The organism is Pedobacter agri (genome assembly GCF_032678665.1).
Taxonomy (GTDB): domain Bacteria; phylum Bacteroidota; class Bacteroidia; order Sphingobacteriales; family Sphingobacteriaceae; genus Pedobacter; species Pedobacter agri_A.
In genome coordinates this window covers 36,932-62,061 of sequence record NZ_JAVTSH010000011.1, presented here as the reverse complement: position 1 = coordinate 62,061, position 25,130 = coordinate 36,932, and the positions used below count along the sequence as shown (strand labels likewise).

Here is a 25,130-nt window from a genome sequence, read left to right as displayed (position 1 = left end):
CTATTTTGATAAAAGGTAATTTAAATTAATAATGCTGTTGTTCATGTTTTTTAAGGCATCGAAATAATCAAGCTGAACCTGTAAAGCCTGTTGATTCAGGATGGTCCATTCCAGATAATTGATTTCACCGTTTTTAAGCTGTCTATCCAAAGTTCGCGTTACTGAAACTGCATTTTTTAATGCCGTATTTTCATACTCTTCAACAATGTCTGCATATTGCCTGACCTGCATCATTACACTTTCAAACTCGGTCTGCAATTGCTTGCTCCGGTATTCCGTTTCGTTTTTCGCAACCAGCTGTTGTGTTCTGGCAGATTTAACCCTCGCCTTCTGGGCACCCGCAAATACCGGAATCTCAACGCCAAGCTGAACGGATTGAAACCTGTTCCCCCTGTTGTAAATGATTCCATCCCGCAGACTCATGTTGTTGTAGGCCAAGGAAATGTCAGGTAAAAGCTTTGCGCTTTCAGTTTTAACGGATGCCGCTGCGACCTTTTCTTGCTGGCGGTGCCAATTCAAATTAGGGTGTGATGCTAATGATGAGCTATCTGCTATTGGAACGTTTAGTTTCAACCTCTCTGTACTGGGAATGAGGATTTCGCCAGTATTCATCAGGAGCATCAATTCCCGTAATCGCAGTTCCTTTTCATGCACAAGGTTTTTCTCCTGAATTTTTAATTGCGACAACTGATTTTCAGCTGATGCCCTTTCCAGCATATTTGTTTCTCCTGCTTTAAGGCGCAGTGTAGCCACCCTTAGAAACGCAGTATAGGCCGAGTCCATCCTTTTCAGCAACTTACCCCTCTCATCAATCAAAAGCAATTCATAAAACACAGATTGGGTGATTCTTTTAATCTCGGCTGCCTTCACATCAACCTCCATCAAAACCGCTCTCCACTCCTCGCTCAGCTGTCTGGTTTGCCTGTTATACACCGTTGGTAAGCTGAAACTTTGAGAGACGCTGAACTTATCATCGGTAAGCGGACTGTTGAAATTTCCATATTCTGCTCCTATAACAGTTTTGGGAAGATTGCTGCCGGTTGTAATAAGCATTTTTGCCTGCGCTGCCCTGAGTTGGCGGTTTTTGATCAATAAATTATTCTCCACGGCAGTTTCCACGGCTTCCTGAACAGAAATTCTTCGTTGAGCACTGGCTGGCAAAAAAGCCAGTAACACCAAAACTGTGGCCATCACCGGTTTCGCAACTTTAGCCTTGATTCCTTTTTCAAAGGCAATATAAAGAACAGGCAATACACATAAAGTCAGTAGCGTGGCAATCATCAATCCTCCAATCACTACCGTGGCTAAAGGCCTTTGGACAGATGCACCTGCTCCATTACTCAAAGCCATTGGTAAAAAACCAAGTGAGGCTACAAAAGCGGTCATCAGTACGGGCCTTAAACGCGTAACTGTACCTTTGGTTACAATTTTTCTCAAATCAGTTTCCCCCGAATTTTTGATCCGGTTAAATTCTGCCACCAGTACAATTCCGTTAAGAACGGCAATTCCAAAAAGCGCGATAAATCCAACGCCAGCACTGATGCTGAAAGGCATTCCCCGCATGCTGAGCAGAAAAATCCCCCCTATTGCCGAAAGCGGAATGGCGGTGTAGATAAGTAAGCCATATTTAACAGAGTTGAAGGCAAAATATAAAAGCAAAAATATCAGTACCAATGACACCGGAACAGCGACAGATAAGCGTGACTTTGCTTCATTCAAATTTTCAAATGATCCGCCAAAGCTTACCGTATAACCTGTGGGCAATTTAATTTTAGCGGCTACTCTCTCCTGAAGTTCCTCCACAATGCTTTCCACATCTCTGCCGTTTACATTAAAGCCAACCAATATCCTTCTGCGGGTATCCTCACGTTGAATCTGACTTGGACTATCGACCAGTTCCACTTGTGCCAGCTGATTTAAGGGAATCTGTATGCCAGCTGGCGTTGGAATCAGTAAATTCTGAACATCCTGGATGTCCTTTCGCTGATCGTGCTGCAAGCGCACTACCAAATCAAACTTTTTCTCCCCTTCAAATACCAATCCTGTACTCTGACCAGCAAAAGCCGCATTAATGTTCCTGTTGATTTCTGAAATGTTCAACCCATGTTGTGCGATGGCTGCCCGGTTATACTTAATCACGATCTGCGGCGTACCGGTAATCTGCTCCACGTACAATTCTGTAGCCCCATCTACAGTTTTGACCAGATTCCCCAACTGTCTGGCAAAAATCCCAAGCGTATCAAGGTTCTCGCCAAAAATCTTGCATACCACATCCTGCCTGGCGCCCGTCATGAGTTCATTAAACCTCATCTGCACAGGAAACTGAAAACTGGTGGTCACACCCGGTACTTCGCTGGCCGCTGCACCCATCTTCTCGGAAAGTTCATCAAAAGACTTAGCCGTTGTCCATTCGGATTTGGGCTTTAGATTAATAATCATATCACCCATATCCATCGGTAAGGGTTCAGTGGGCACCTCACTGCTACCGATTTTGGTCACGACATTAATCACTTCCGGAAACCGTGATTTCAAAATACCTGCAACCTTTTGTACATTTTCCATGGTTGTATTCAGGCTGCTTCCCGATAATACCCTGGTTTCAACCGCATAATCTCCCTCCTCAATGGACGGGATAAACTCCCCACCCATCCCACTGAGCAGCAAAACCGCGATCACGAATAGCAAAAGCACACCGCTAATAATGATTTTGGGTATCCGCAATGCGTTAGTTAACAATGTTTGATATCGGCGTTCAATTTTAGCCATTATCCGGTCTGAAAAGTTCTGCCTCGTTTTAATCTTCTTACTCAAAAAAACACTGCTCAACATTGGGATGTATGTTAAGGATAGGATGAATGCACCCAACAACGCAAAAGCAACAGTTTGCGCCATGGGTTTGAACATCTTGCCTTCAATACCTTGCAAAGCAAAAATGGGCAGGTAAATAATAAGGATGATAATCTGGCCGAAAACAGCGCTGTTCATCATCTTCGAGGAAGCACCTTTTACTTCTTTATCCATATCAGCTTGCGAAAGCGTGGTTACGCCAGCGAACCTATTATTGTGGCTTAGCTGGTGCATCACAGCTTCCACAATAATCACAGCCCCATCCACGATCAAACCGAAATCCAGTGCGCCTAGACTCATCAGGTTTCCGCTTACACCAAAAAGGTTCATCATAATCACTGCAAATAACATAGACAACGGGATCACAGAAGCCACCAGCAAGCCAGCCCTGAAGTTTCCCAAGAACAAGACGAGTACAAAAACAACGATTAACGCACCCTCCAACAGGTTAGTTTGCACTGTGCTGATCGCATTGGCTACCATATTGGTGCGATCCAAAAAAGGTTCGATCACCACACCTTCAGGTAAAGTCTTCTGAATTTCTGCAATTTTTTCTTTAATGCTTTTGATCACAACGTTACTGTTTGCTCCCTTGAGCATCATCACGATGGCACCCGAAACTTCGCCTTGGTCGTTATAGGTAAGTGCCCCGTACCGCGTGGCAGAACCAATCACCACTTCCGCCACGTCCCTGATCAATAGCGGTGCCTCACCCTTATTGCTCCTGATTACCACATTTTCAATATCCTCTTTGTTGCCAATGAGTCCCTCACTTCTGATGTAAAGCACTGTAGATTGTTTCTCAATATAGGCTCCTCCGGTATTTTGGTTATTACTTTCCAGTGCATTAAAAACATCAGCGATCGTAATTCCTTGTGACTGCAGCTTACCTGGGCTAATGGCAACCTGATACTGTTTCAGTTTACCACCAAAACTGCTCACCTCCGCAACGCCTTTTACACCAAGCAGCTGACGGCGAACGACCCAGTCCTGAATGGTCCGGAGTTCGGTGATGTCGTACTTGCCCTCGTAACCCTTTTCCGGCCTGACGACATACTGATAGATTTCGCCCAATCCGGTGGATATAGGACCCATTTCTGGCTTTCCGATTCCATCAGGAATGGATTCCTGTACCACAATCAGGCGTTCTGATACCTGCTGTCTGGCCCAGTAGACATCTACATCATCATTGAAGACCAATGTCACCAGCGATAAACCGAACCGGCTATAACTCCTGATCTCCTTGATACCCGCAATGTTGCTGCTGGCCTGTTCCACTGGAAAAGTGATCAATCGTTCGATATCAGTTGCACCATAAGATGGCGCCACGGTAATGATCTGAACCTGATTATTGGTGATATCCGGCACAGCATCTACCGGTAATTTAAAGAGTTCAAAAACTCCGTATATAATTAGGGCGATGGTAAACAACGCCACGATGAGTTTATTCTTTACAGAAAACCCAATGATTTTATTAAGCATAAAAAATGAATATGATCTTTCTCAATTAAAAAAAGGAATGACCAAAAAAAAGAGGGCATATCCTAAACCTTGGTCAAGAAGATGCTTTTGGGAGGTTGCCAGATTTTGCCACTATCTGGACCTGGGATATGACCTTCTGTATAATGGAAAAGATCATTTTTGACAATTATTCTAACCGCCTTCTCAAAATAATTTAAAGTCGATACAGGAATTGCGGGCGTTAAAAAACTACTCATGTCAATATTTTTGAACGGTAGCTGATCATCTCGCTCCTGATCATTATCAGTATGTGGTATAGAATTATAATGATCGTAAACGAATCCGAAAAAACTTAGGTTTTGATTGAGCTGCTTGTGCTCGTTAAAATGTTGAAAAAGCACAGGAAGCTTTATTAATTCCCTGAATTCTGTAGCGGAAAATAAATATAATAGCAGAATAGTAAAGGTGATACGCTTTTTCAATTCGCCAAAGTTAGCCAAAAAGTATTAACGACAAAAAATTCGTTTCCCACTTTTGTGTTACAACAGTAAATATTATCTTTTACTAGTTACCAATCCTGCTATTTAAAATGATTTCCAGCTGTAAGTTCATCCCAACAAATTATGCAGAAGTGGAAAATATCCCACGAAACACAGAAGCCATTTATAAACCCATCGAGGTGGCAATCTGAAAAACGGAAATTAACAATCACTTACATCATGTCTATTAAAAAATCATACTATACTTAAGAGATTGCTTGAGTAAATTCTATAAAAATCCTATAATAGCTTATTACGCTATATTGGATATATTATCCATGTGAAAACACCTGGATATGCTGTAAAGTAAATTGATGCTGGATACGAATCTGTCTCTGGCAAACAATTGAGCGCACGTATATTAATATACTATTGATATGATGGCGGGGGTCCGCTAGGTGGTGGCGATGGCACACTTAGCAAAGTAATTTTTGGCCCGTTCGCTTCAATCACGCAAAACTCTCCTTTTTTACCATATTTTTTAACGCCTTGCTCCGGAGTTAATATGATCATGTAATCCGATCCCTCCAGCCCTCCGATCGTTCCTGGCTCCATAGCTTTCCCGTTCACTACAATTAATCTTTTCGACATTGGCATGGCCTTCTTTATCGAGGAATCATATTTATAGCTTAAAGTAATCCTGCCTGCTTTAGCAGTATTGACGCCCTCGAGCACCATTCCAACTTTAAGCGTATCACCAGTTTGCTGTATTAAAGGATTATAATAATTGAAGTCATTGCTGGAATCATTTTCATAACTTATAGTAGCTTTCGCTAGACAATTTGCAGCAGCCGAAATTAGAAAGAAAATAAGCATTGCAACCCGCTTTGTGTTTGAAGTTATTTTTGCCATAAATTTGAGTTTAGATATGCAAGTAATTTAAAGATATTTTAGATTATAAGCAACAAAGCATAAGTTTATCAGTTTATCATAAAAAGCCTCTAATCTGGACCGTCAAAACAAAAGATTGATTGATAAGCATTCCTCCATAGCAGTTGTCCAGGCAAAAAGGCACTTAGCGCAATTCTAAGTTAATATCTGCAAAAGATTTTTCAATCCATATTCAAACCAGACAAAGTTGGATACTTTAACAAATGAATACATGTTCAAAGGCAAAAACGGATGTATATTGAATTATCGATTTAAATTTAGCCTTAAAAATCCGCGATTGACCATTAGCTTAATAAAGAAGGTATCATTCACTTTGCTATTTTCCATCTATTATATCAACAACAGCAATGTCTCAATGATGGTTGAAAAATCCCATCATTGTGTTTAATGAATTTTCACCGTGCATTTTATCACCATTTTCCAGTGATTTCCTCGCTGCATTTGCTGCCCTTTCCCACATTTTTATTTCATAAGATGAAATAGCCTCCTGTAGAGAACTATACCCTACCGAAGTCAGACATTCACTTAATTCAAGAGCGTCAAGCATCGCCATATTTGCTCCTTCTCCTGCAAATGGTGGCATTACATGCGCAGCATCACCGATGATGGTCAAATTCGGAAGTGTTTTCCAGTTTTGGGCCAATGGTGCGCAATAGATCGGACGGGGAATAAATGGAGTCGCTGCTTTCTTAAATATTTCATACCAGACATCACTCCAGTCGGAATATTCTGTTTTAAACCACTTCAGCACAGCGTTACGGTCTGAAAGGTCAATATTGCTATCTTTTGACCAGGTTTCATCGACTTTGAAACTCAGATAAAATCCAAGATCACCTCCCCCTTTCTGTCCCATCAGAATATTTTTTTCGTTTCCGAAAGCCATGATTTTTCCGCCGTTAATTAGCGAATACATTTGCGGAACCGCCTTCTTAGCATCATAAACATTACCTTCCAGCATGGTTATCCCAGAATAAAACGGCTTGATATCTGTGAGGTAAGGGCGGATTTTAGAATTGGCACCATCAGAGCCAATGACCAGATCTGCATAAACCGAAACACCGTCTTTGAAATGTAACATCCAGCCTGCTTTATGCGGTTCCATAGTAATAAAATGACTGTTCCAGACAACAGTTTCTGGTTCCAAAGAGGCTAACAATATTTTTCTCAACACACCACGATCAATTTCAGGACGGAAATGTTCGTTACCGAAATCTTCTTCTATATTCTTTTCATGATCACTGAAAAAAACCTTTGCTTGTTCATTTAAAATTAACGTTTTATCTGCACCCGGCATAAAATGAGTTTTGAATTCGGCTAACAGACCAGCTTTGATCAAAGCTGCCATCCCAGATGTTTCATGCATATCGAGTGGTGCGCCTTGCACGCGTGCATCCTTATTGATATCTCTTTCGTAAACCCGCACATCAGCTCCTTTAAGCTGTAACAGCCTGGCCAAAGTCAGTCCACCCGGACCACCGCCGATGATTGCTATTTTTTTATCATTGATTTGCATATCCTTAATCGTTTTGAATGATGCAAAATTATGTTGACCTGAAGGAAGATAATAGTATAAATCGGTCGTTTTTATTTTTAAAAAGTTCTTTGGGAACTACCCCGGAAAACTTTTTTATTTCTTTGATAAAATGGGTTTGATCTGCGAAATTAAGCTCCGGAAAAAGTTTTCCCTTTGCAATATGTTCCAGCGAAGCCCGGAAGCGGAGTAAATTGCAGAATAACTTTAATGAAATGCCGAATTGCTGATTAAAATACCGGTTCATCTGTCGGCTGCTCCATCCAGCTTTTTCAGAGAGTTCCTTTACGGTAATAGAACCATGCGTTTCATGGATAAAATCAAATAATTTCTTTTTGCGAAGATCAATTTCTTTTGGAATAAGAGATTTTATTTTGTGTGATGATTTTTCGCAAAAACTTTCAAAGCTATCGAGATCATCAGCACTCATATCCCAAAAATCATGAGACAATATCTTCCCGTTATCGACAATATCCGAAATGCTTTCCTGAAAAACATATTCTACGGCAAGCAGCTTAAAGCTTACGGCAAATCTCAAACTCTTAGCGGGGATTAAGCCTTCAGCATGGTATTGCGTACCTAAACCAAGAAGCACAATTTTGAAAGGTTGGTCATCTGACTTTATGAAAAATAAATCAATTCTTCCGTCCGGTAATCCGACAGTCTCCTTATCATTTTCCGAATCATTGCGCAGCAACCAAAAACTCTCCACAAAGTCTGAAAGTAATTCATCGGGTTTAACTTGTGTATAATAGATGCCGCTGGTCATGGTCTGTTTTGAGTAGTCTTCAGATACTAAAGTGCTTTTTATTTTGAATACCATTCAAATCTAACATTTTCAAAAAGCGAAAGAACCAATCCGGGCCATTTTTTATCGCTTTAATTTTCAGATTAGAAATGATAGACAGAAAAGCTTAAAAAAACGTTGGGCTGTAGTCAAATTATTGAAGTTGCTCGCAATGACATTTAACGGATTTGATAAAGGACGTAGCCCTGTGAGCGAAAAATTAAAACTTATCCGTTGAAGCCAGTGTTAAATAAAAACTAAATACTACGATGGAGACGCTTTTAAAACATTCAGAGACGCTTTTTTGCATTCCACCCAATAAGAATCTTTTGTTGACTGTTGTGATTCCAGTTAAAGATGAGGCGGAAAATATTGAACAAACGCTAGATGCATTAAGACTTCAAATAAATTTTTCAGGTCAACCGGTAGATCCTATGATGTACGAGGTATTGGTCCTCGCCAACAATTGCACGGACGAAAGTTTTCAACTTTGCAGAGCGTACATGAAGCGATACCCGCTATTCCAACTTCATTTAGAATGCATTAACCTACCTGCTCCGGATGCCCATGTGGGTGCTGCCCGAAGAATACTAATGGATGCAGCATATCGGAGGTTGATGAGGGTACGGGGTAAGCAGGGCATCATCGTCTCAACAGATGGTGATACTACAGCAGATGCTAAATGGGTAATACATATCCTTGACGAATTTTTGAAAGGCGCTGAGGTTGTAGGTGGACGAATTTTACCGCAAAACACACCCATCAATGCAAAAATACATCATTTGCGGGATGTTACTTATAGATTATATGTTACCAGATTGGAATCTATAATAGATCCCTGCCCCTCTAATCCCTGGCCAAGACATTTCCAGTGCTATGGACCAAGCCTTGCGGTCAGCTGTGAATGTTATGAACGTGCCGGACGGATCCCACCAATCCCCTATCTAGAGGATGAAGAATTCCGAAAGGCATTAAAAAGAGTTGATGCAAAAATCAGACATTCGCCAAATGTTAAGGTATTTACATCTGCCCGGATAGTTGGTCGCGTGGCGTATGGGTTTTCGGTTCAGCTTGGAAAGTGGGAAGAAATGAATTCAATTGGTGAAAAACAGATAGTAGACTCCATACAGGAACACATTTTCCGTTTGACGTTAAAAAATAAACTAAGGAAAATCTGGCAAGCTGTAAAATTCCAAAGTCATTATCAACCCACCCTCCAACAATTGGCAGATGAATTAAGCATCGACCTTACCAAATTGATAGATAAAATTATATTGGGTGAATATTTCGAATCGCTATGGGAGTGGACAGAAACACAGATTAGCCACCAAAATCCAGTAAAGTATGGAAAACAACCAATCGATGAAGCTATTCAATCATTCAGGTCATACTTTAGGGAATTAGAGTTGCCCAATTGATTTTTAATAATTGTATGATTTACCAAACCTTTTTTTAATAATGGACAATAAACCTTTTATTGTCAGGCGTTTGCTAAAGAAAATTTTCCAATGCTGACAGTATCAATTTCGGTATCATTGATCAGGTCTTTCCAATCATAATAAACCCTTAACCCCTGGTAGTCCATGAGAACGTTGCCAGTTTCCGCAATGGCAAAGACTTTAAAAAAATTTATCTTATTAAACCAGTGGTGAAGAAATTTACCAAACCCGCCGTAACCGATTATACCAATACAATAGGTTTTCATTTTTCTTAATTTATAGCTTTGATCCTATCTGACCGTTTCAATTTCTAAGATACAGGCATCTGGATGTATCAGCTCAGTTTCATTGTATCGCGCACTTGCCATGTAACCTACTTAAAACCTATTAGCCAAACCAGACTTCAAAATATATAATAACATTCCTTCAACTTCTAGTCATATGAACGAATGGTATTGAAATTGTATGCCAATGGCCTATAAATGTCAGACACAAGATCCTGCTCCTTTGGTATTACTAAGATATTGTCCAATAATTCTGTAAACCAAGGTAAATCAGGAAAACTTATTTGCGTTAAGTAGAACACATCATTTCCTTAATTGTAAGTGATTTGAGCATTCATTCTACATCAGGTTAGGGCGACGTTTGTATTTACGACCAACATCAATCATAAGCATCGTCCAACTTTCATTGATCACCATTATTCCGAAAGATCCTTTAAAACCGTAGTTGGCATATCCAAGTGTTTTCTTTTTTTTTAAGTGTTGCAATTTTCTTCGGATTTCCAAACTATTTCAAATTTTGAGTTTCCTTTAAGTTTTCTCTCAAAGCAGGTAATTTCTGCTCAGCCCAGTTTCGTACCATTCCATCAGAAACACCGCTGCTGGAAGCAGCTTTCACATGCAAAGCAATCATAACCTGATCGGAGTCTATTAGCGCCTTTAGTAGCCCCACTTCATCTCTAGTTCCGGACTTCTGATCTATTACCTGTAATGCTTTAGCTTGCTGAGCTGAAAGCGACACTTGCAAGGGAGGACTGGAAAGTTTTAAACTGTTTAGCTCTAAAATATAGTCTGCTGAAAACTTTCTTCTAGCATTAACCATTTGTTCTATTTTTTGGCTTGAGAGATTTTTGGCCAGACGTTCGGCCAAAGCCATTTGATAGGTCTGCTCCTGGAATACATTGACCATGAAATCCTGAGGTAGGTAGGCGTAATTGTCAGCATCTTCTTTATGGCAAGCACAAATACACAATACGCAAAGGATACCTACCTTTAGTGAAATAATCCTATTATAGAATATCGCTCCCATTCTCTATACTGCTTTTAAACACAGATCTTATTAATATTTCCTAGCGGTGCCTCCCGGGTTCACTTATTTTGGCCCTGAATGGAATCTTTTTTTACAGTATCATCCAAATCTTTTTAATGGTTTCCTTTTTCTGGATTATATTGAAACAACCCATAAGTGCCATCGTGATAACAGTGGGGCAAAATAATTCTGACTTTTCATCTGTTGATCGATCACGTAAGCGAGTACATAAATATCTGCAGTTTCATAAAACCACTGATTTTATGAAACTAACATGCACCTCAATAAGTTTGCAAAATACTAGAAAGGTTAGAATAAGCAGTATATATACGTACGATATTGAAGTGACTTGTATGAATAACGTCTACTTAAACCTTAGCCTTTATAATTGCTAATGCCTTTCCAGCAATCCTCCGGTAACTTCTGAGATTAAAGTACGTAGCTACCCGCAACCATTGAGTAAACAAAATTATTATTTTATTAAATTGCCAACCTAAAGGCGATAGTAACAAGCATAAACATTGATAGTGTGAAAACTATGAACCTAAATCCCCGCAGCGCGTATATACGACAAGATCAATTGAGTCCACCTTTCATCGCTATAGGTTAAACGAATCTTTTTATTTAATTGTCAATTGCCTTTGCTGAAAGTGCAACTGGGATAAGACTAAGCGCAGACTTCTCCATGACTGAGAATGCAGAAGTCTTTTTTAAAGGAGATAGTGTTTGTATGATGCCTTCGTTAAGGAAGATCTTTTGGGAATAGGCCCTGAATTGTTTGAAAAGTAAACCATGAAAAAAGAATATTTTTAGATCAGCCATAAAGCTTGCGGATAGTACCTGCTTTTCCATTTACCAATTACAGCATAGTCTGTAAATTCACGTTTCCAGGCAAATCTGTGTCAGCTACAAATGATCAAGTCAGCCAGATAATTGGCGTAAAAAGCTGATCAGCTGCTACCAAAAATGATGATGTGTGCAGTGAGTTTGACAGAAAACCTCTTTTCGAGGACAATGTAGTTCCTATTCAATTTAAGGATACTAACTCTGAGTGGGAAGATAGCCAGAAACAATCACTATAGATATTAATCAGGCTATGTTTGAAATAGTTAAGCTTAATAATTTTGCAATCAAAACAAATTAACAGCTCAAGAACCAGCAAAGTGCCGTGAAACTAACGCGTCCTTTAATATTTAAAATATTTTTTAAAGTTAGAGCTCATCGGTTATTTCTCCCTGAATGTTAGCAGATCTTTTTTTAAGTATTTTTTCATGAATTATTTTCTCGGATTGGTAATATCTCCCTGCACACGACTTAAAAAAATACAAACAAACACCGTTCTGTTTGAGCCTGGTATCGCTAGCTATGGTTATGTTTTGCGGGTTTCCTACCTTTGTCTTTAACAAAATGATACGCTAGGGCTACCCCAATGGCAAATAAAACATGTGCAGGAACCCGCTGTAAATAAAACCGGCGATAATTCATAAAAGGTGTTAGGGGATGTACTTTGAAGGTTGCCTTCCAAATCAGTGATCCGGCCACTCCGCTAACCAGACCTAAAAACGCTGCGTTTTTACCATCTGGCTTTAAAAAATTGTTTCTCCATAGATAGGTATAGACTAAAGAGAACGCCGTACCCATAGCATAATGTGCGCCCCAGCCTAAGCCATTACAAAGAGATTTTGAAATAAATGGTGCCAATCTTTTCATTAGTTTACCAAGTTGTGCCGGTTCCCTGAACTCCTGTCCTATGGTCGATGACATAATTGCACTTGATAAAGTCATTAAACTTGTTCCCGAAAGGCTACATGCCAAAGCTTTTGTTAACTTATTCATAATATAAATAATTTTATGAAACAAACACGGGTTGCTCCTGTATTCCCGACGCAATTTTAAATTCTGAACTAATTCACAATTATAATCACAAAATGAGCATGTGGCGTTTTTTACGATCAAGCACACGTGTTCATCAAAACTAACCATATTTATAGCTTAATCTTTTTGAAAAAAGCCGAAAATATTCCAAGATCAGTCAGCTGATCGACAAGTGTTTGTAACGTCTCAGAACTTTTCCAACTCGGTCTGGAGTACCTCAGGATAGCTACCCGTCAATGTCGCCTAAAGGCCATTTAATAAGTGAACATTAGGTAACTCCTTCTCGATATCTGAAATGAAAAATTCGAGCCCATCATTTGCAGTCCACTGGGTACTTTATAACTTCATGCTGCCTAACCAACCCGCATATTTACTTTCCTTATGACCAACTTAGCAATCTCCACTGAAACCCACCATTACTCAATAAGCTGTTTATCAGAGGTTTTTTTAAAAAAAAATCTTTCTATAGGTTGGCCGTCACGGTAGTACGGACTTGTTGAGTCAAATCTTTCTTTAATTTTTTTACGTCCATAGATCAATAAAATTGAAACAACTATAATAGCAATGCCACCTGCAAAAAATAATTCCAAAAGATAACTCATTAGACCCGTTGAGAAATTTCTATTCAATAGGCCCTACCTGTTAACACCCAATTTTATAATAGGTTTTAATAATTAGGATTAGAAATAATTACAAAAGCGGTGTCGGGAAGAGACGATCAACATCTGTATATCAATTCCTTGGCAAAGTCCGCAAGGGAGAAAATCTACCGTTTTCTTTCAAACCACTGATCGCGTTGAAATCGTATAACTAGTTGTTTTGCAAATACTGAAAAATGTAAAAATAAGGGGTATATATACTTGTTCGGACGTGCGTAATGACACCCAACACATAAGTTATCCAACTTAAATATAATAAAGCAATCCTGTACCGAAATAAATTTTGAGGTTTTTCGCAATAAAACCCGTATTTATCCGGCAAACTATGCTCCAACAAGGTGTGTTGTTTAATTGGTTAGCAACTCACAGATGAAAGAAAAAGATTGCTACTAATGATGTTACTAACCATGCTGTTTGGTGGCAAGCACAAAGTGGAACAATTAGTACAACCCCGCACAGGTATTGAAGGACTACTTTAACAAAATTGCAGACAATAGTCCAGTGCCCAAAAAACAATTAGCATTTAAAACGTAGTATTTGAGAAAGTCGGAAATGAACGATCGAAAATAAAACATCACCAAGACTATGAAATCAACAAACATGAACCCGCGCAGGGCGTTTCTTTCAACCACTATTAAAAGCAAACTATTGATTGCCGCTGGAGGCGGTTTTGCCGAAACAATTCTAAACCCTATTGCTATAATGGCTCAAACTACAGATAGCACTTTACAGGCAAAAATTGCTGCATTGGGAACAACATCCCTTCAAACGAGTAGGCTGGCGCTAAACAAAGCATCAAATGCTGAAGTGAACATGTTCGCGAAGTTTGAGGCCGCTGAACAGGAAGTAATGGGTAAAATCCTAAAAGACCTAGGCGATATAACCCCTGCGTTAAATGAGCAAACAAAAAGTTTACTTATAAGCTAGAGTCATCGAACGGTCCGGCTTTTGACAAAGCATACATGCAAGCCCAGGTTGATACACACCTGTTACTGAAGGAATCTGTGTCTGCACTCCTGTCCGCCAGTAGTCATAAGCATGTAAAGAATGTAGCGAACTTAGCGTTGGCAACAATCCAGGAACATACCGAAAGGAGTCAGTCGATATTGGCTAAAATTTAGCGTAGTTCCTCCTGTTAAGAGCAAGGATGTTTTTTCTAGAATTTTTAATTGCTAATTCATATTAATTTTAAATCATGGATAAGTTAACCAAAAAAAAACAGGCTACTACCGACGCACAGGAACCAGAGCCAGATTATCGAGGCATTGGTGGCAAGGCCAGCCTAAACGCCAAGAAAGCAAATATTAAATTTGTTAACACTCAGACTGAAGAAAATAAACAAGATGAGGAAAGTCCCCTTATCCGGGGCATCTGAACTGATTAGTTTTAAATAAATAATGAGCAAAAATTTAAATAAGATAGGTAGACTTCTGATCGAAAAAAAGCTCAGTATCGCATTTGCCGAAAGCGCGACTGGTGGCCGGCTGAGCACTGATTTTGCAATGATTGAGAACGCTGGCACATTTTTAAAAGGCGGAATCGTGTGTTATGACGCGAGCGTAAAGGAAGATCTTTTAAAAGTCGACCATGAATTGATTGAGACATTCACCCCTGAATCGTTTGAGGTGACCAGAGCGATTACCAAAGGTGCCAGTCAAATGATTCCTGCAGACATACATATTGGGGTAACTGGGCTTACCTGCCCGGGGGGAAGCGAAACCAAAGAAAAACCAGTTGGTACTATGTTCCTATATGGTCAACGGGGAAGTACAACGATATTTTCAGAACGTTTCAGATTCACCGGAAGTAAAAAACAGATTGTTGAATCTACGGTTGATGCCTGTGGGAAATTGCTACTTTCCTATTTGCAAAAGTTGGATAAGATGAGTTCAAGAAACCATTCAAACATAAAATAAAATACAGGCCCTAAACTAAAAATGATTTTAAATGATAACTATGGTCTTCCAAAATATAACGTATCGCACCATAGGGTGTTTACAAGAAAAAGATGTTCCAGGTGGAAACTATCGAATTACCCTTCATTAAGATAAGTTAAATACGTAGATGGCAAACCGGGCGATCAACTTACCTCTATCCCGCTACTAATAAGTGGATATTTTATATCCCATACATTTGATAAATTAAAATAAAATAAAGATGAGCATATGTATTGAAATATTTAGCAGGCTAGTATTAATGTATATCTTTTTGAAATGGTTTTTACACCTCGCTAAGGTTAAATCTTTGAGTGATTTAAATTTCGTTCAATTTGCATTGGTGGTAGCTCTTTGCTTTAGCCTCATGAGTTATGATTACCAGGGACCATCAGCCATTAAGCCATCAATATTCATTTATGCCATTGTATTATTTAGTTATTGGTTGATTATAGCTTATCTAAAGAAACGAATGAAGGGTAAAGAAACTAAAAAAGACGATTGTAGAAAATATGCTCTAAAAGATAATAGAAAGTAAAAAATTAAATTCCATTTTTTCATAAGGAAACTATAAATGGAAAATGAACAAAACCTTTGTGAAAAAGTAAGGTTGTAAGAAAGAAAGGAGAATGAATATGATGAAGAGATCAGTTAAATTGGATATAGTATCCAAAGGCAATTCAGACCCAGAATACGCGATGAAGGTTCACTCCCTAATTGGAGTAATACCTGCCGGCAACCAAAGTAAGACCGCGATAATGCGAAGGTTGACAAACACGAAGCCCATAATTAAAGGTGAGATAAAAGGGCTGTCTATACCTGTACCGAAAAATGGTCTCAACGGACTGTTGTAAAAAATTGGGCATTGAGTGCCAATTTTTTGCCATATAATAATTCAAGAAGTTTGAACTTTAACACCTCTGTCTACACAAGCTCAAAGCCTTGAGTTTAATAGGATAATTTAACAAATCAAAAGGGTTAAAATCTAATATCCTCTATTAGATCAATTGAAAGCACATGCCCGAAATCAACTTTCCTGGTACACGTTCATGAAAATATTGGTTCATCAACGATCAAATACCCTCACTAGCCTCTTCTCGGTCCTTTAATATTGAAAATGCGCCGTGAGATAACATTCTTCCCTCATCCCTCCTTTTCAATAAATCCAGTTATCAGTTCATCTAGCTCTTGGTGAGAAAGCTGGATAGCTAGAATTGTGGCACATCGAATAGCGTTTTTAGGATTTCATTTGCACCAAAACAAAACCCATTATACATCCTACGGCCATTTACTTACCTTTATCCCAAGGTATATCTAACTCTAATTCAATACATACCCATCTGTCTTAGTAAGTCAGTAGTTTTGAAGCAAAGACTTTCCCTACATCCTTAAGCGTGGCATGAAGATTTTCATAAATCCGACCCATGTGTCCTTGGATATTTGTAATGATAGTAGCAGGAATTTCATAGGTTAAAATCGCATATCCCCGGACAGCCTCTAATGAATACTCTTTTACTTTTACCTCGGAGAGATACATTTGCGATGGTTATTTGTCTACCTCACAATGTTGCCGCAGCTGCTTAGGTCCTTGTGGCCAAATATATGAGGTCGTTTGCTTTTTCCAGCCAATGCTTTTATAAAATCTGTCAGCACCAGGAGCGGCGGTAAGGTTAACAAAATGATAATCCACTAACTGATCATTAAGCGCCTGAACCAAATATTTACCAAGTCCTTGACCCTGGTAATCCGGATCGACAACAATATCGGCCAACATCGCATAGTATCTGCCATCCCCCACCACGCGGCCGAAAGCAATAATTAGCCCTTTATGATAAATAAAAATAGTGGCTGTACTATTTCTGAATGCGTTTTCAATCTCAACAGCTTTCCTGTGCTTCCATTCAACAGCTTTAAATAGATATAAAATGCGTTGCCAGTCAACTTCATTGAGATCGATGTTCAATTTATATTGGTAATCTGTATTCGGAAAGATCGTGGCCATGATAGTATATAAATTCAATGCAAACAACTAGTTTTTGATTGATAAAGTTTTGAGGATTTATACTGGATTTTATACATTCCGGTCGTTGATGCCTAATTTTTGATCGAATCCAGAACATGGTAAACGAAACATTTGATACCATTACTTTATAAAACGAAATCCATTTTTCGATTTTTTGGTAATAAAAGCAATCAAAACGTTTCAAAATATAATTTCCATTTAAGACAACTCAGAATCAAAATGATCAAGGTTGCTGTTCCGTTTTTAGTTTGGGGATAGGATGAAAATGGTCGGACATTAATATAGCTGTATCAATAGGCTTGGGAAACTTAAAAAGATTGATTAGGAGGTAGAAATGGGCACTATTTTTCCTCATGACAGGCATAAACTAGTCACGTATCGAAAAAAGAGTTACGGCAATGCTCAGGCTTTTTGTTATAATAGCAATGTTGCCTAAATAACTATATCAGATTTACATAGTCTTTAAGAATATTTGACCGCTTAAGAAATGAACTGTTTCGTTTACCTAAAATTCATACGGTTTTATCAGCATTTAAGGATTGTATCTGCTTCAGTTATTGTAAAACGTGTTTTGAATTTAGCTTGGATAATTACGATAAAATAAAAACAAATCCGCGGACTTAAGGTTGTGCAGTAAACAAATCACCTTAAAATGAACAATAACTCAAATATAGTCGTCGCCATCATTGCAGGACTTGCAGCGGGTGCTGCCCTTGGAATGTTATTTGCTCCCGATGAAGGCGGAGAAACGCAGGATCGTCTGTCGCGTGCACTGAACGATCTGAAGGAAAAGATCATGGATAGCGCTATGCAAGGAATCGATACACTGGCCGCTACCAGAGAAAATGTGTCACGCGAAATCGAAAACAAGGGTTTTGACCTGAAGGAAGAAACACAAAAGGAGTTTAATAAAAAAATAGCTGACGCATAATTCTCACTTATGACAGGTTTATCCGAACAAATTTCAGCGCTTTTAGAGAATGGGAAGCTAAATATTGAGCAACGGCTGGAATTATTGCAATACCGTTCGCTCATCTTCGTGTCCAAACTGGCGGCTAATCTGGTAACCAATATTATCATGTCGGTATGTATCCTGCTTGCCTTCCTCTTTGGCACAATAACATTGGGCTTTTTATTTTCAGATTTGTTCAATAGTTATACAGCGGGGTTTGGGGGACTTACCATCTTCTATCTGATCATCGCCACTGTCGTATTTTCCAAAAGAATCTCATTTATTGAGAAAATGTTGATCAATATTTCTATCAGAAAACTTATGCATAAATATTTTGATGATGAGCTTAAAAGTAAAGAACTTTAAAACATTAGAAGAACTTGAGGAGTACAACGTTGCGCTTGAAGATGATATCGCTTCAGGTGCATCAGAAATAAAGTATGGTGTGATAAGCCTGACCAAGCATCATCCGATTGAATTCGGGAAGGAAGTTTTGAAAACTGGTCTGGATAAAAGGATCGATCAGTTGAAAGACCCTAGAGGGAAGCTTATCCCAGATCTTGCCGCTTCGTTGCTTCAAAATACGGTACTTAAAAAAACCGGCTTTATCAGTAGATGGTTACTGACGCTGGCCGCAAAAAAACTAATCAGAACAACACTTAAAACTAAAACTACTGGCCGCGATAGCGATGATGTTAATCAGAAGCCAGCTATTCCTGCGTCAAAGCCCTACTTCAAAACACTTGAGCAACCTGCTGGCGCGGAAGTTTCCCAGGTAAAAAATTCTACTAAAAAAGAAAAAATCACCTTAAAAGGAATATGGGCCGTATTGAAAACTTCTTTCACTGGTTTTGGTGATCACAAGGTGACCAAAATGAGTGGTTCACTCGCTTACTACACTGTTTTCTCCATGGGGCCGCTACTGGTTGTCATTATCGCGCTTTGCGGAATATTCATGGAAAAAGAGGCCGCGGAGGGAAAAGTATTTGATCAGCTAAAAAGTTTTTTAGGATCAGAGTCCGCGATGCAGCTGCAGGAAACGATTAAAAGCGCTGGACTTGGGGATAAGGGAACGATCGCTTTTATTATAGGTCTTGGAACCCTACTCATTGGAGCCACAAGTATTTTCGCAGACATTCAGGATTCCATCAATACCATCTGGGGGATAAAGCCAAAACCTAAGAAAGGATGGCTGAAAATGTTACAGAACCGCTTCCTGTCCTTTTCCGTGATCGTTTCACTTGGATTTTTACTTCTTGTTTCCCTGGCTATAACAGCTGTACTTGATGGGTTTAGCGACAGACTGCAAAGTCGTTTTGATGATGTGTCTGTAATTGTTTTTTATGTCCTGAATACAGCGATCACCTTGACTGTAATCTCCTCAATCTTCGGCGTAATCTTTAAAGTCCTACCCGATGCCAATATCAAATGGCGGGATGTTATATCAGGGGCGATAGTAACAGCCGTGTTGTTTATGATAGGAAAGTTTGCCATATCCGTATACATATCGAAAAGTGATATTGGAGGGACTTATGGCGCTGCAGGATCACTCATCGTACTTTTACTGTGGACCTACTATTCCTCTATGATATTATATTTTGGGGCAGAATTTACCAGGTCTTACGCGATTGCCTATGGCTCGGAGATTCATCCCAACCATTATGCCGTGACCATTAAGGAAGTAGAAGTTGAACAGGCGAACAGGTCGTTACAGCAGGTTGACCGCCAATAAAAAACGTGATGGCGATTGAGCTCTTCCCTCGGCCCATGCAACCAATATCTTACTATTTATGACACCAGCGCTATCCCCGGAAAGCGCAGCTTATATCATACACGCATCTGTTAAATCGGTGTCATCCTGAGACAAGCCAAAAGTATCAATGACTTCGCGTTTGTAATCCCAGACAAACAAATTTCTTATATTTTAGATTTTTCCTTTCATTAATCGGTTGGTTACAGAAAAATGATTCGCTATTTTTGATTTAGTAAATGGTATTAAATTTCCCCTGCCATATCAATAACAGGGGATAAGCTTTCCTCGCGAAAGATGAGAATCGTCATCCATTGATTCTCAAGACACCATTGTCTACGCAATATTAAAAATTCCCATTAATAAAATCAAACTTCATATAAGTAAATATCTTCGCAATAAGCCGCCATCTTACTAGCTTGAAGAATCGTATGGGTAGTCATCAAACTTTAGGCATAGAAAAGAGATAGTATAGGCCAGAAAAATTACATGGAGTTTTGCTATTACCTGAAACAAAGCAATGATTGAAAATAACTATTTTCACCCACTGTTTATTCGTTTCTTAGTTATTGATAGACTTAGTAACTGCATAACCAAGGAGATTTTAACTAATTTCCCTTTCAATCAGAACCTGTCTCAGGACAACCTATGTCAAGTACAAAAACGAAAAAGGAAATTTCAGAATACGCATTTATTAATCTGAAAACCTGTCCAGCAAAAATCAAAGAATCAATCTGTTTAAACTACAACAATTCACAATAACTTTTGTTCAGTAAATATATGGGTGTGTTAAAAGTAAATTCAGAAAAATTTTCTCCACTGACAAAAAAACAATTCGATGTTTTACAGTTAGTTTCTGAGGGATTAACAAATTCAGAAATTGGAAATAAGCTTTTTATAAGTTGCCGAACTGTTGAAGGGATAAGGGCAGATTTATTGAGAGTCACCAGAACCAAAAATACCGCAGCTTTGATAACACATTGTTTTAGAAACGGTATTCTGGTATAAATGCAGATAGAATCAACTATCTGCATTCTATAAAGATGATATTGTATTTGTTTGGATGTGATCTAAACCAACTTAACATTTACAGCATTTGCCCCTCTTTTACCTTGCTCAATATCAAATGTCACTTCATCACCTTCACGCAGTTCGTTCTTTAAAGCTGATGCGTGAACGAATACTTCCTCACCGCTTTCCGTTTTAATAAATCCGAAACCTTTGGTTTCATTAAAAAATTTTACTGTACCTGATGCCATTGTGTTTTTTATTTAAAACTAAATATTTTTTTTTAAAAAAAGTCTATAAAAAAAACTGAAATATTTCCATCATTTCATAGAACTAGCCATTTTTTGCGATGTTTATTGATTAAGTCCAGAAAATTGAAACTTTTTTATGAATTGAGAAGTATAGCATCGATTCCAATACTAAAGTAATCTTTATAGTTTCAACGTTTCCAGACAAGCTATTTGCATGAAGATGCATGTTCAAAAGACCCAGTCGTTTTTGGGGAGATAAACGGTATGCCAAGATCAGCAGCGCGTAGCACAAATAGAATCCCCAGGACCAACATGAACCATGGAATTAATTGTTGGGAATTGAAGCGGATGTATTTTTTAAGATAAATTCCACCCATAGAAACCATCATCATCAGTGGTGTTGTCCCTAAACCAAAAAGAAACATAAATGTTCCTCCCGAAATTACATCCCCTGTATTTAATGCTGTTGCCAAAGCTAAATAAACCATTCCGCAGGGGATGAGCCCATTTAACATCCCAGCATATAAACCCCAGATCTTTAGTGTAAAAACAGCAGACATTAACCTGCTGACAGGAATGAGCAACATATTCTGGATTTTAGAGAATCGGGATTGACACAGCTTGCTGAAACGCAAAGCGCTAAATATTAATATTATCAATCCAACAATTAAACTCAGTATTTTCTGATTGCTGAATACCTTGATACTACTCCCCAATACACCAACCCCAAAACCTAAGATCATATAAATCAAAACACGTCCGAACTGATAAAGTAAAAGTTGTAGTGATGATTCCAGAAAACTCTTTTTCTGAAATGGCATACCAAGCATAATCGGCCCGCACATTACCGCGCAATGCAGGCTACCAAAAAGTCCCATTAAAAAAGCCAGCGGGAGAATATTCATCATAGTGAGAGATTTTTCCTGAATAGGAAGTCTTTTCCTTTCACGCTCCATTGAAGTTTCAAAAACCACAAACCACTTGGGAAATCGATGCGTTCAATCAGAATTAGATTTGACGGCCCAACCGTCGAACCATTTAACGTTTTATCATCCTTATCATTTGATGCCCGTTTTAAATTGAGATGGTAAGTGGCCGAATCCTTTAATTTTATGATGATCTGACTGGGCGAAATAACAATTTCAGGCACGGCATTGGCATCTAACATGTTCCTGGTCGCGTTAAATTCAGTATTATAATTCATTCCTTGCTCATAATAATCGTCTTCAATTAATGCATCCCGACCATGGACGTAAAACATATAACTAACCATCGCGATAATAAAAAGCATAAAAGTGATCATGCCCATAACTATTTTTGTTCCCCAATTCATTGTCTCATTTTTTGACTATAGCGCCCCACCCGGACCAGGAATCCAGCTATCCTTTTTTTTACTCTGGTTGCGCAAAAAAACTGGTACTGGCCTCACTAACTACTTTTCCATTTACCAAAACCTCAAAAACAGCTTCCGACTTATATTCTTTTATGGTTTTATTTTTCCTGATTAGAAAAAAAGTAACCTGAGTACTCCCCTCCTTTGGCAAAATTCTGGCATCCTGGATAAACTCAATTTTGTCATTAAGATTTTTTGATTTTAACTGAAATTTAATATCCCTATTTGTTTTATTCACCAGTTGTGCATTGTAAAGATTGCTGGTTTCCTGATTTTTTCGCTCTTGAAATAGCGTTCCGCTAGCTCTTAAGACCGTTGTCTCTATGTCTTCTCTCTTATAAATTAGCGATGAAAAAACAATTATCACCAGAAATAAAACAGCTGCATAGCCATAGGATTTAAACCCGATTTGATAGGCTTTACGATCTTGCAAAAACTCCTGGTTATAGAACCCGATCAGCCGTGACGGTTTGTTAATTTTAAGCATCACTGCGTCGCAGGCATCGATACAGGCGGTACAATTTATACATTCAGCTTGCGTACCGTTTCGAATGTCAATACCTGTCGGACACACCTGAACACAGAGCCTGCAGTCTATACAATCGCCTTTATGCGTGCCAAAACTTTCTTTACGCAAACTACCTTTTGGCTCTCCCCTTAAGAGATCATAGGCAACAACCAGGCTTTGGTTATCAAGAAGCACACCTTGTAATCTACCATATGGACAGATTACGGTACAAACAACCTCTCTAAAGTGCGCAAAAACCGAGTAGAATATTATCGTAAATAAACAGATAGAAATGAATCCAGAGATGTGTTGCCTTATAGGTTCCGTAATAATTGTAAATAACACTTCAGAACTGATCATATAAGCTAAAAAAGTATTGGCAATCGAAAAGGAAATCATTAAAAACATTACATGCTTGATACCTTTTTTTAAAAACTTTTCCGCGTCCCAATCCTGGGCATCTAATCTCTTTTGTTTATTGGCATCACCCTCAATCCAGTATTCTATCCTTCGGAAAACCATCTCCATAAAAATAGTTTGAGGGCAGGCCCAACCGCACCATAGCCTGCCCAAAACAACTGTAAAACAAAGTATAAATATGGCAAAAACAAGCATTGCCACTGCAAACAAATAGAAATCATGAGGAGTAAATATCAATCCAAAGAATACAAATTTGCGTTCTAAAAAATTGAGTAAGACCAACTGATCTCCATTGAACTTCACAAAAGGGCAAGCGAATAATAATACCAGTAACGCATAGCTTAACCATTTCCGCCGGGTATATAATTTACCCGACGGTTTTTTAGGGTATAAAGATTCCTTTGCTTTTATTTTAATTTTTTGTTGCATCTGAAGCGCTCAAACTATCTCCAACACTTTTCATTTCATTATCCTGAGGACTCTTCTCTTCATATTTGTCACCTTGCGGCGCCTTTGCCCCGGCAGGCTTGCTGTCTTTTAAAGACATAATATAATTGGAAACAGCACTGATCTGCTTGGGACTGAGCATTTTTTCCCAGCTGATCATCCCTTTATCCGGAACACCATATTTTATGGTCTTGAAGATATTGTTGATCCCACCACCATGAAGCCAAAATTCATCAGTTAAATTGGGACCAATAATTCCCTGTCCTCTATCTCCATGACAAACCACGCAATTGGTATTAAAAATGCCCTTACCTTCTTCCAAAACCGTTTGCGTATTGTCAAATTTTACCGAGTTTTCATCGATTGTATTGGATGATTTTTCCAGGAATGCAGCTTTCTCTTCCTGTGCTTTTAGTATTTCATTTGCATATTCCTGATCCTGCAAATCACCGTAACCACCAATATGGTAATAGAACAGATAGCAAATGGCAAAAACCATGGTGCCAAAAAACAAAATGTTAAACCAGGCAGGAACAGGATTATTAAGTTCCTTGATCCCGTCGTAGGCATGATCTATTTCCAGGTCCTTTTCCTGTGAAACAGGTTTTAAGCCCAACATTTTTTCCCAAACCGACGGTTTGTTTTTCTTTTGCTTTAGCCATGAATCATAGTCCAGAACCGGTGCTTTCTCGGGCGGTGAATATGGACGTGGATTCAACTGTTCCCAATACATTACTTTAAAAGCGTTGAGCAAGGTAACAGATACAAAAAGCAAGACGAATGCAAATACTAATGAAATAACGATCAGTAAATCTGACTGGCTTAAGCCCAGGCCAGGTGCGGACGAACCAACAGCAACTATTTTTTCATCCGCAGCAAAGACTGCAGAACCAAACAAAGTGCTGATTGTGGTTAATTTAATTTTCTTCATATCCCTCAGTTTTATTTTCTCGAATGGGCATTTCACGCATGATTTCAATGTGTTTTTTACTGAGCTTTAGTAGGTAAATTCCGACGATTAGAAAAAAAACCATAAACATCAGTAGTGAACTGATGAGGTAAATCTCGCCCCCATCCAGGTTTTTAATTTGGCTGAACATATTG

At 38.8% G+C, this 25,130-nt stretch carries 26 protein-coding genes; 10 read left to right on the top strand and 16 right to left on the bottom strand.

Features of this window, described 5'->3' with window-relative positions:
- The 5 genes from R2Q70_RS19860 to R2Q70_RS19840 form a co-directional block, all read right to left on the bottom strand.
- Positions 1 to 4,329 (bottom strand): CusA/CzcA family heavy metal efflux RND transporter, encoded by a 4,329-nt coding sequence (locus tag R2Q70_RS19860; protein WP_316809293.1) that lies wholly within the window; start codon positions 4,327 to 4,329, stop codon positions 1 to 3.
- Between the two features lie 62 nt (positions 4,330 to 4,391).
- Positions 4,392 to 4,790: a hypothetical protein gene (locus tag R2Q70_RS19855; RefSeq protein WP_316809292.1), complete on the bottom strand. Its 399-nt coding sequence runs from the start codon at positions 4,788 to 4,790 to the stop codon at positions 4,392 to 4,394.
- 426 nt (positions 4,791 to 5,216) lie between these two features.
- Positions 5,217 to 5,699: a hypothetical protein gene (locus R2Q70_RS19850; protein WP_316809291.1), complete on the bottom strand. Its 483-nt coding sequence runs from the start codon at positions 5,697 to 5,699 to the stop codon at positions 5,217 to 5,219.
- 391 nt (positions 5,700 to 6,090) lie between these two features.
- On the bottom strand, positions 6,091 to 7,251 hold the full coding sequence (locus tag R2Q70_RS19845) for an NAD(P)/FAD-dependent oxidoreductase (protein WP_316809290.1): 1,161 nt from the start codon (positions 7,249 to 7,251) through the stop codon (positions 6,091 to 6,093).
- 28 nt (positions 7,252 to 7,279) lie between these two features.
- A complete protein-coding gene (locus R2Q70_RS19840; protein ID WP_316809289.1) occupies positions 7,280 to 8,092 on the bottom strand; it encodes an AraC family transcriptional regulator in 813 nt (270 codons plus the stop codon).
- Between the two features lie 233 nt (positions 8,093 to 8,325).
- On the opposite strand from R2Q70_RS19840, the gene R2Q70_RS19835 reads away from it, so the two are divergent.
- The gene (locus R2Q70_RS19835) at positions 8,326 to 9,474 is read left to right on the top strand and encodes a glycosyltransferase family 2 protein (protein WP_316809288.1); all 1,149 of its coding nucleotides are present in this window, start codon (positions 8,326 to 8,328) and stop codon (positions 9,472 to 9,474) included.
- Positions 9,475 to 9,536: 62 nt separating this feature from the next.
- On the opposite strand, the gene R2Q70_RS19830 is transcribed toward R2Q70_RS19835, so the two are convergent.
- The 4 genes from R2Q70_RS19830 to R2Q70_RS19815 form a co-directional block, all read right to left on the bottom strand.
- Positions 9,537 to 9,761 carry a hypothetical protein gene (locus tag R2Q70_RS19830; RefSeq protein WP_316809287.1) on the bottom strand — a complete coding sequence of 75 codons (225 nt, stop codon included), beginning with the start codon at positions 9,759 to 9,761 and terminating at the stop codon, positions 9,537 to 9,539.
- Between the two features lie 357 nt (positions 9,762 to 10,118).
- Positions 10,119 to 10,265 carry a hypothetical protein gene (locus R2Q70_RS19825; RefSeq protein ID WP_316809286.1) on the bottom strand — a complete coding sequence of 49 codons (147 nt, stop codon included), beginning with the start codon at positions 10,263 to 10,265 and terminating at the stop codon, positions 10,119 to 10,121.
- Between the two features lie 19 nt (positions 10,266 to 10,284).
- Complete coding sequence (locus R2Q70_RS19820; protein WP_316809285.1) at positions 10,285 to 10,806, bottom strand: hypothetical protein; 522 nt, start codon at positions 10,804 to 10,806, stop codon at positions 10,285 to 10,287.
- Positions 10,807 to 12,165: 1,359 nt separating this feature from the next.
- Entirely contained in the window at positions 12,166 to 12,642 is a 477-nt protein-coding gene (locus R2Q70_RS19815) for a hypothetical protein (RefSeq protein ID WP_316809284.1), read from the bottom strand.
- A 1,298-nt stretch (positions 12,643 to 13,940) separates the two neighbouring features.
- On the opposite strand from R2Q70_RS19815, the gene R2Q70_RS19810 reads away from it, so the two are divergent.
- From R2Q70_RS19810 to R2Q70_RS19795, 5 genes are all read left to right on the top strand, one after another.
- On the top strand, positions 13,941 to 14,267 hold the full coding sequence (locus tag R2Q70_RS19810) for a hypothetical protein (RefSeq protein ID WP_316809283.1): 327 nt from the start codon (positions 13,941 to 13,943) through the stop codon (positions 14,265 to 14,267).
- 35 nt (positions 14,268 to 14,302) lie between these two features.
- On the top strand, positions 14,303 to 14,461 hold the full coding sequence (locus R2Q70_RS21935; protein WP_410478391.1) for a hypothetical protein: 159 nt from the start codon (positions 14,303 to 14,305) through the stop codon (positions 14,459 to 14,461).
- A 74-nt stretch (positions 14,462 to 14,535) separates the two neighbouring features.
- Positions 14,536 to 14,715 (top strand): hypothetical protein, encoded by a 180-nt coding sequence (locus tag R2Q70_RS19805; protein ID WP_316809282.1) that lies wholly within the window; start codon positions 14,536 to 14,538, stop codon positions 14,713 to 14,715.
- A gap of 22 nt (positions 14,716 to 14,737) precedes the next feature.
- Positions 14,738 to 15,256, top strand: a complete 519-nt coding sequence (locus R2Q70_RS19800) for a CinA family protein (protein WP_316809281.1) — start codon at positions 14,738 to 14,740, stop codon at positions 15,254 to 15,256.
- Positions 15,257 to 15,497: 241 nt separating this feature from the next.
- On the top strand, positions 15,498 to 15,812 hold the full coding sequence (locus tag R2Q70_RS19795) for a hypothetical protein (RefSeq protein WP_316809280.1): 315 nt from the start codon (positions 15,498 to 15,500) through the stop codon (positions 15,810 to 15,812).
- A 1,008-nt stretch (positions 15,813 to 16,820) separates the two neighbouring features.
- On the opposite strand, the gene R2Q70_RS19790 is transcribed toward R2Q70_RS19795, so the two are convergent.
- On the bottom strand, positions 16,821 to 17,276 hold the full coding sequence (locus R2Q70_RS19790) for a GNAT family N-acetyltransferase (protein WP_316809279.1): 456 nt from the start codon (positions 17,274 to 17,276) through the stop codon (positions 16,821 to 16,823).
- A gap of 673 nt (positions 17,277 to 17,949) precedes the next feature.
- On the opposite strand from R2Q70_RS19790, the gene R2Q70_RS19785 reads away from it, so the two are divergent.
- The 4 genes from R2Q70_RS19785 (at position 17,950) to R2Q70_RS21930 (ending at position 21,007) form a co-directional block, all read left to right on the top strand.
- Complete coding sequence (locus R2Q70_RS19785) at positions 17,950 to 18,228, top strand: YtxH domain-containing protein (protein WP_316809278.1); 279 nt, start codon at positions 17,950 to 17,952, stop codon at positions 18,226 to 18,228.
- Between the two features lie 9 nt (positions 18,229 to 18,237).
- Positions 18,238 to 18,615 (top strand): hypothetical protein, encoded by a 378-nt coding sequence (locus tag R2Q70_RS19780; RefSeq protein ID WP_316809277.1) that lies wholly within the window; start codon positions 18,238 to 18,240, stop codon positions 18,613 to 18,615.
- A complete protein-coding gene (locus tag R2Q70_RS19775) occupies positions 18,587 to 19,981 on the top strand; it encodes a YihY/virulence factor BrkB family protein (protein WP_316809276.1) in 1,395 nt (464 codons plus the stop codon). The genes R2Q70_RS19780 and R2Q70_RS19775 overlap by 29 nt, the downstream gene beginning before the upstream one ends.
- A gap of 798 nt (positions 19,982 to 20,779) precedes the next feature.
- Positions 20,780 to 21,007: a LuxR C-terminal-related transcriptional regulator gene (locus tag R2Q70_RS21930; protein ID WP_410478392.1), complete on the top strand. Its 228-nt coding sequence runs from the start codon at positions 20,780 to 20,782 to the stop codon at positions 21,005 to 21,007.
- 62 nt (positions 21,008 to 21,069) lie between these two features.
- Here R2Q70_RS21930 and R2Q70_RS19770 read toward each other — a convergent pair whose 3' ends face one another.
- The 6 genes from R2Q70_RS19770 to R2Q70_RS19745 form a co-directional block, all read right to left on the bottom strand.
- Complete coding sequence (locus R2Q70_RS19770; RefSeq protein WP_316809275.1) at positions 21,070 to 21,258, bottom strand: cold shock domain-containing protein; 189 nt, start codon at positions 21,256 to 21,258, stop codon at positions 21,070 to 21,072.
- A 206-nt stretch (positions 21,259 to 21,464) separates the two neighbouring features.
- On the bottom strand, positions 21,465 to 22,214 hold the full coding sequence (locus R2Q70_RS19765) for a sulfite exporter TauE/SafE family protein (protein WP_316809274.1): 750 nt from the start codon (positions 22,212 to 22,214) through the stop codon (positions 21,465 to 21,467).
- Positions 22,163 to 22,591: a FixH family protein gene (locus R2Q70_RS19760; protein ID WP_316809273.1), complete on the bottom strand. Its 429-nt coding sequence runs from the start codon at positions 22,589 to 22,591 to the stop codon at positions 22,163 to 22,165. The genes R2Q70_RS19765 and R2Q70_RS19760 overlap by 52 nt, the downstream gene beginning before the upstream one ends.
- A 58-nt stretch (positions 22,592 to 22,649) precedes the next feature.
- Positions 22,650 to 24,008, bottom strand: coding sequence for a cytochrome c oxidase accessory protein CcoG (gene ccoG / locus R2Q70_RS19755; RefSeq protein WP_316809272.1), 1,359 nt, complete (start codon positions 24,006 to 24,008; stop codon positions 22,650 to 22,652).
- Positions 23,992 to 24,957 carry a cbb3-type cytochrome c oxidase N-terminal domain-containing protein gene (locus R2Q70_RS19750; protein WP_316809271.1) on the bottom strand — a complete coding sequence of 322 codons (966 nt, stop codon included), beginning with the start codon at positions 24,955 to 24,957 and terminating at the stop codon, positions 23,992 to 23,994. Before R2Q70_RS19750 ends, ccoG begins: the two co-directional genes overlap by 17 nt.
- The gene (locus tag R2Q70_RS19745; protein WP_316809270.1) at positions 24,944 to 25,126 is read right to left on the bottom strand and encodes a hypothetical protein; all 183 of its coding nucleotides are present in this window, start codon (positions 25,124 to 25,126) and stop codon (positions 24,944 to 24,946) included. Before R2Q70_RS19745 ends, R2Q70_RS19750 begins: the two co-directional genes overlap by 14 nt.
- Positions 25,127 to 25,130 lie beyond the last annotated feature (4 nt).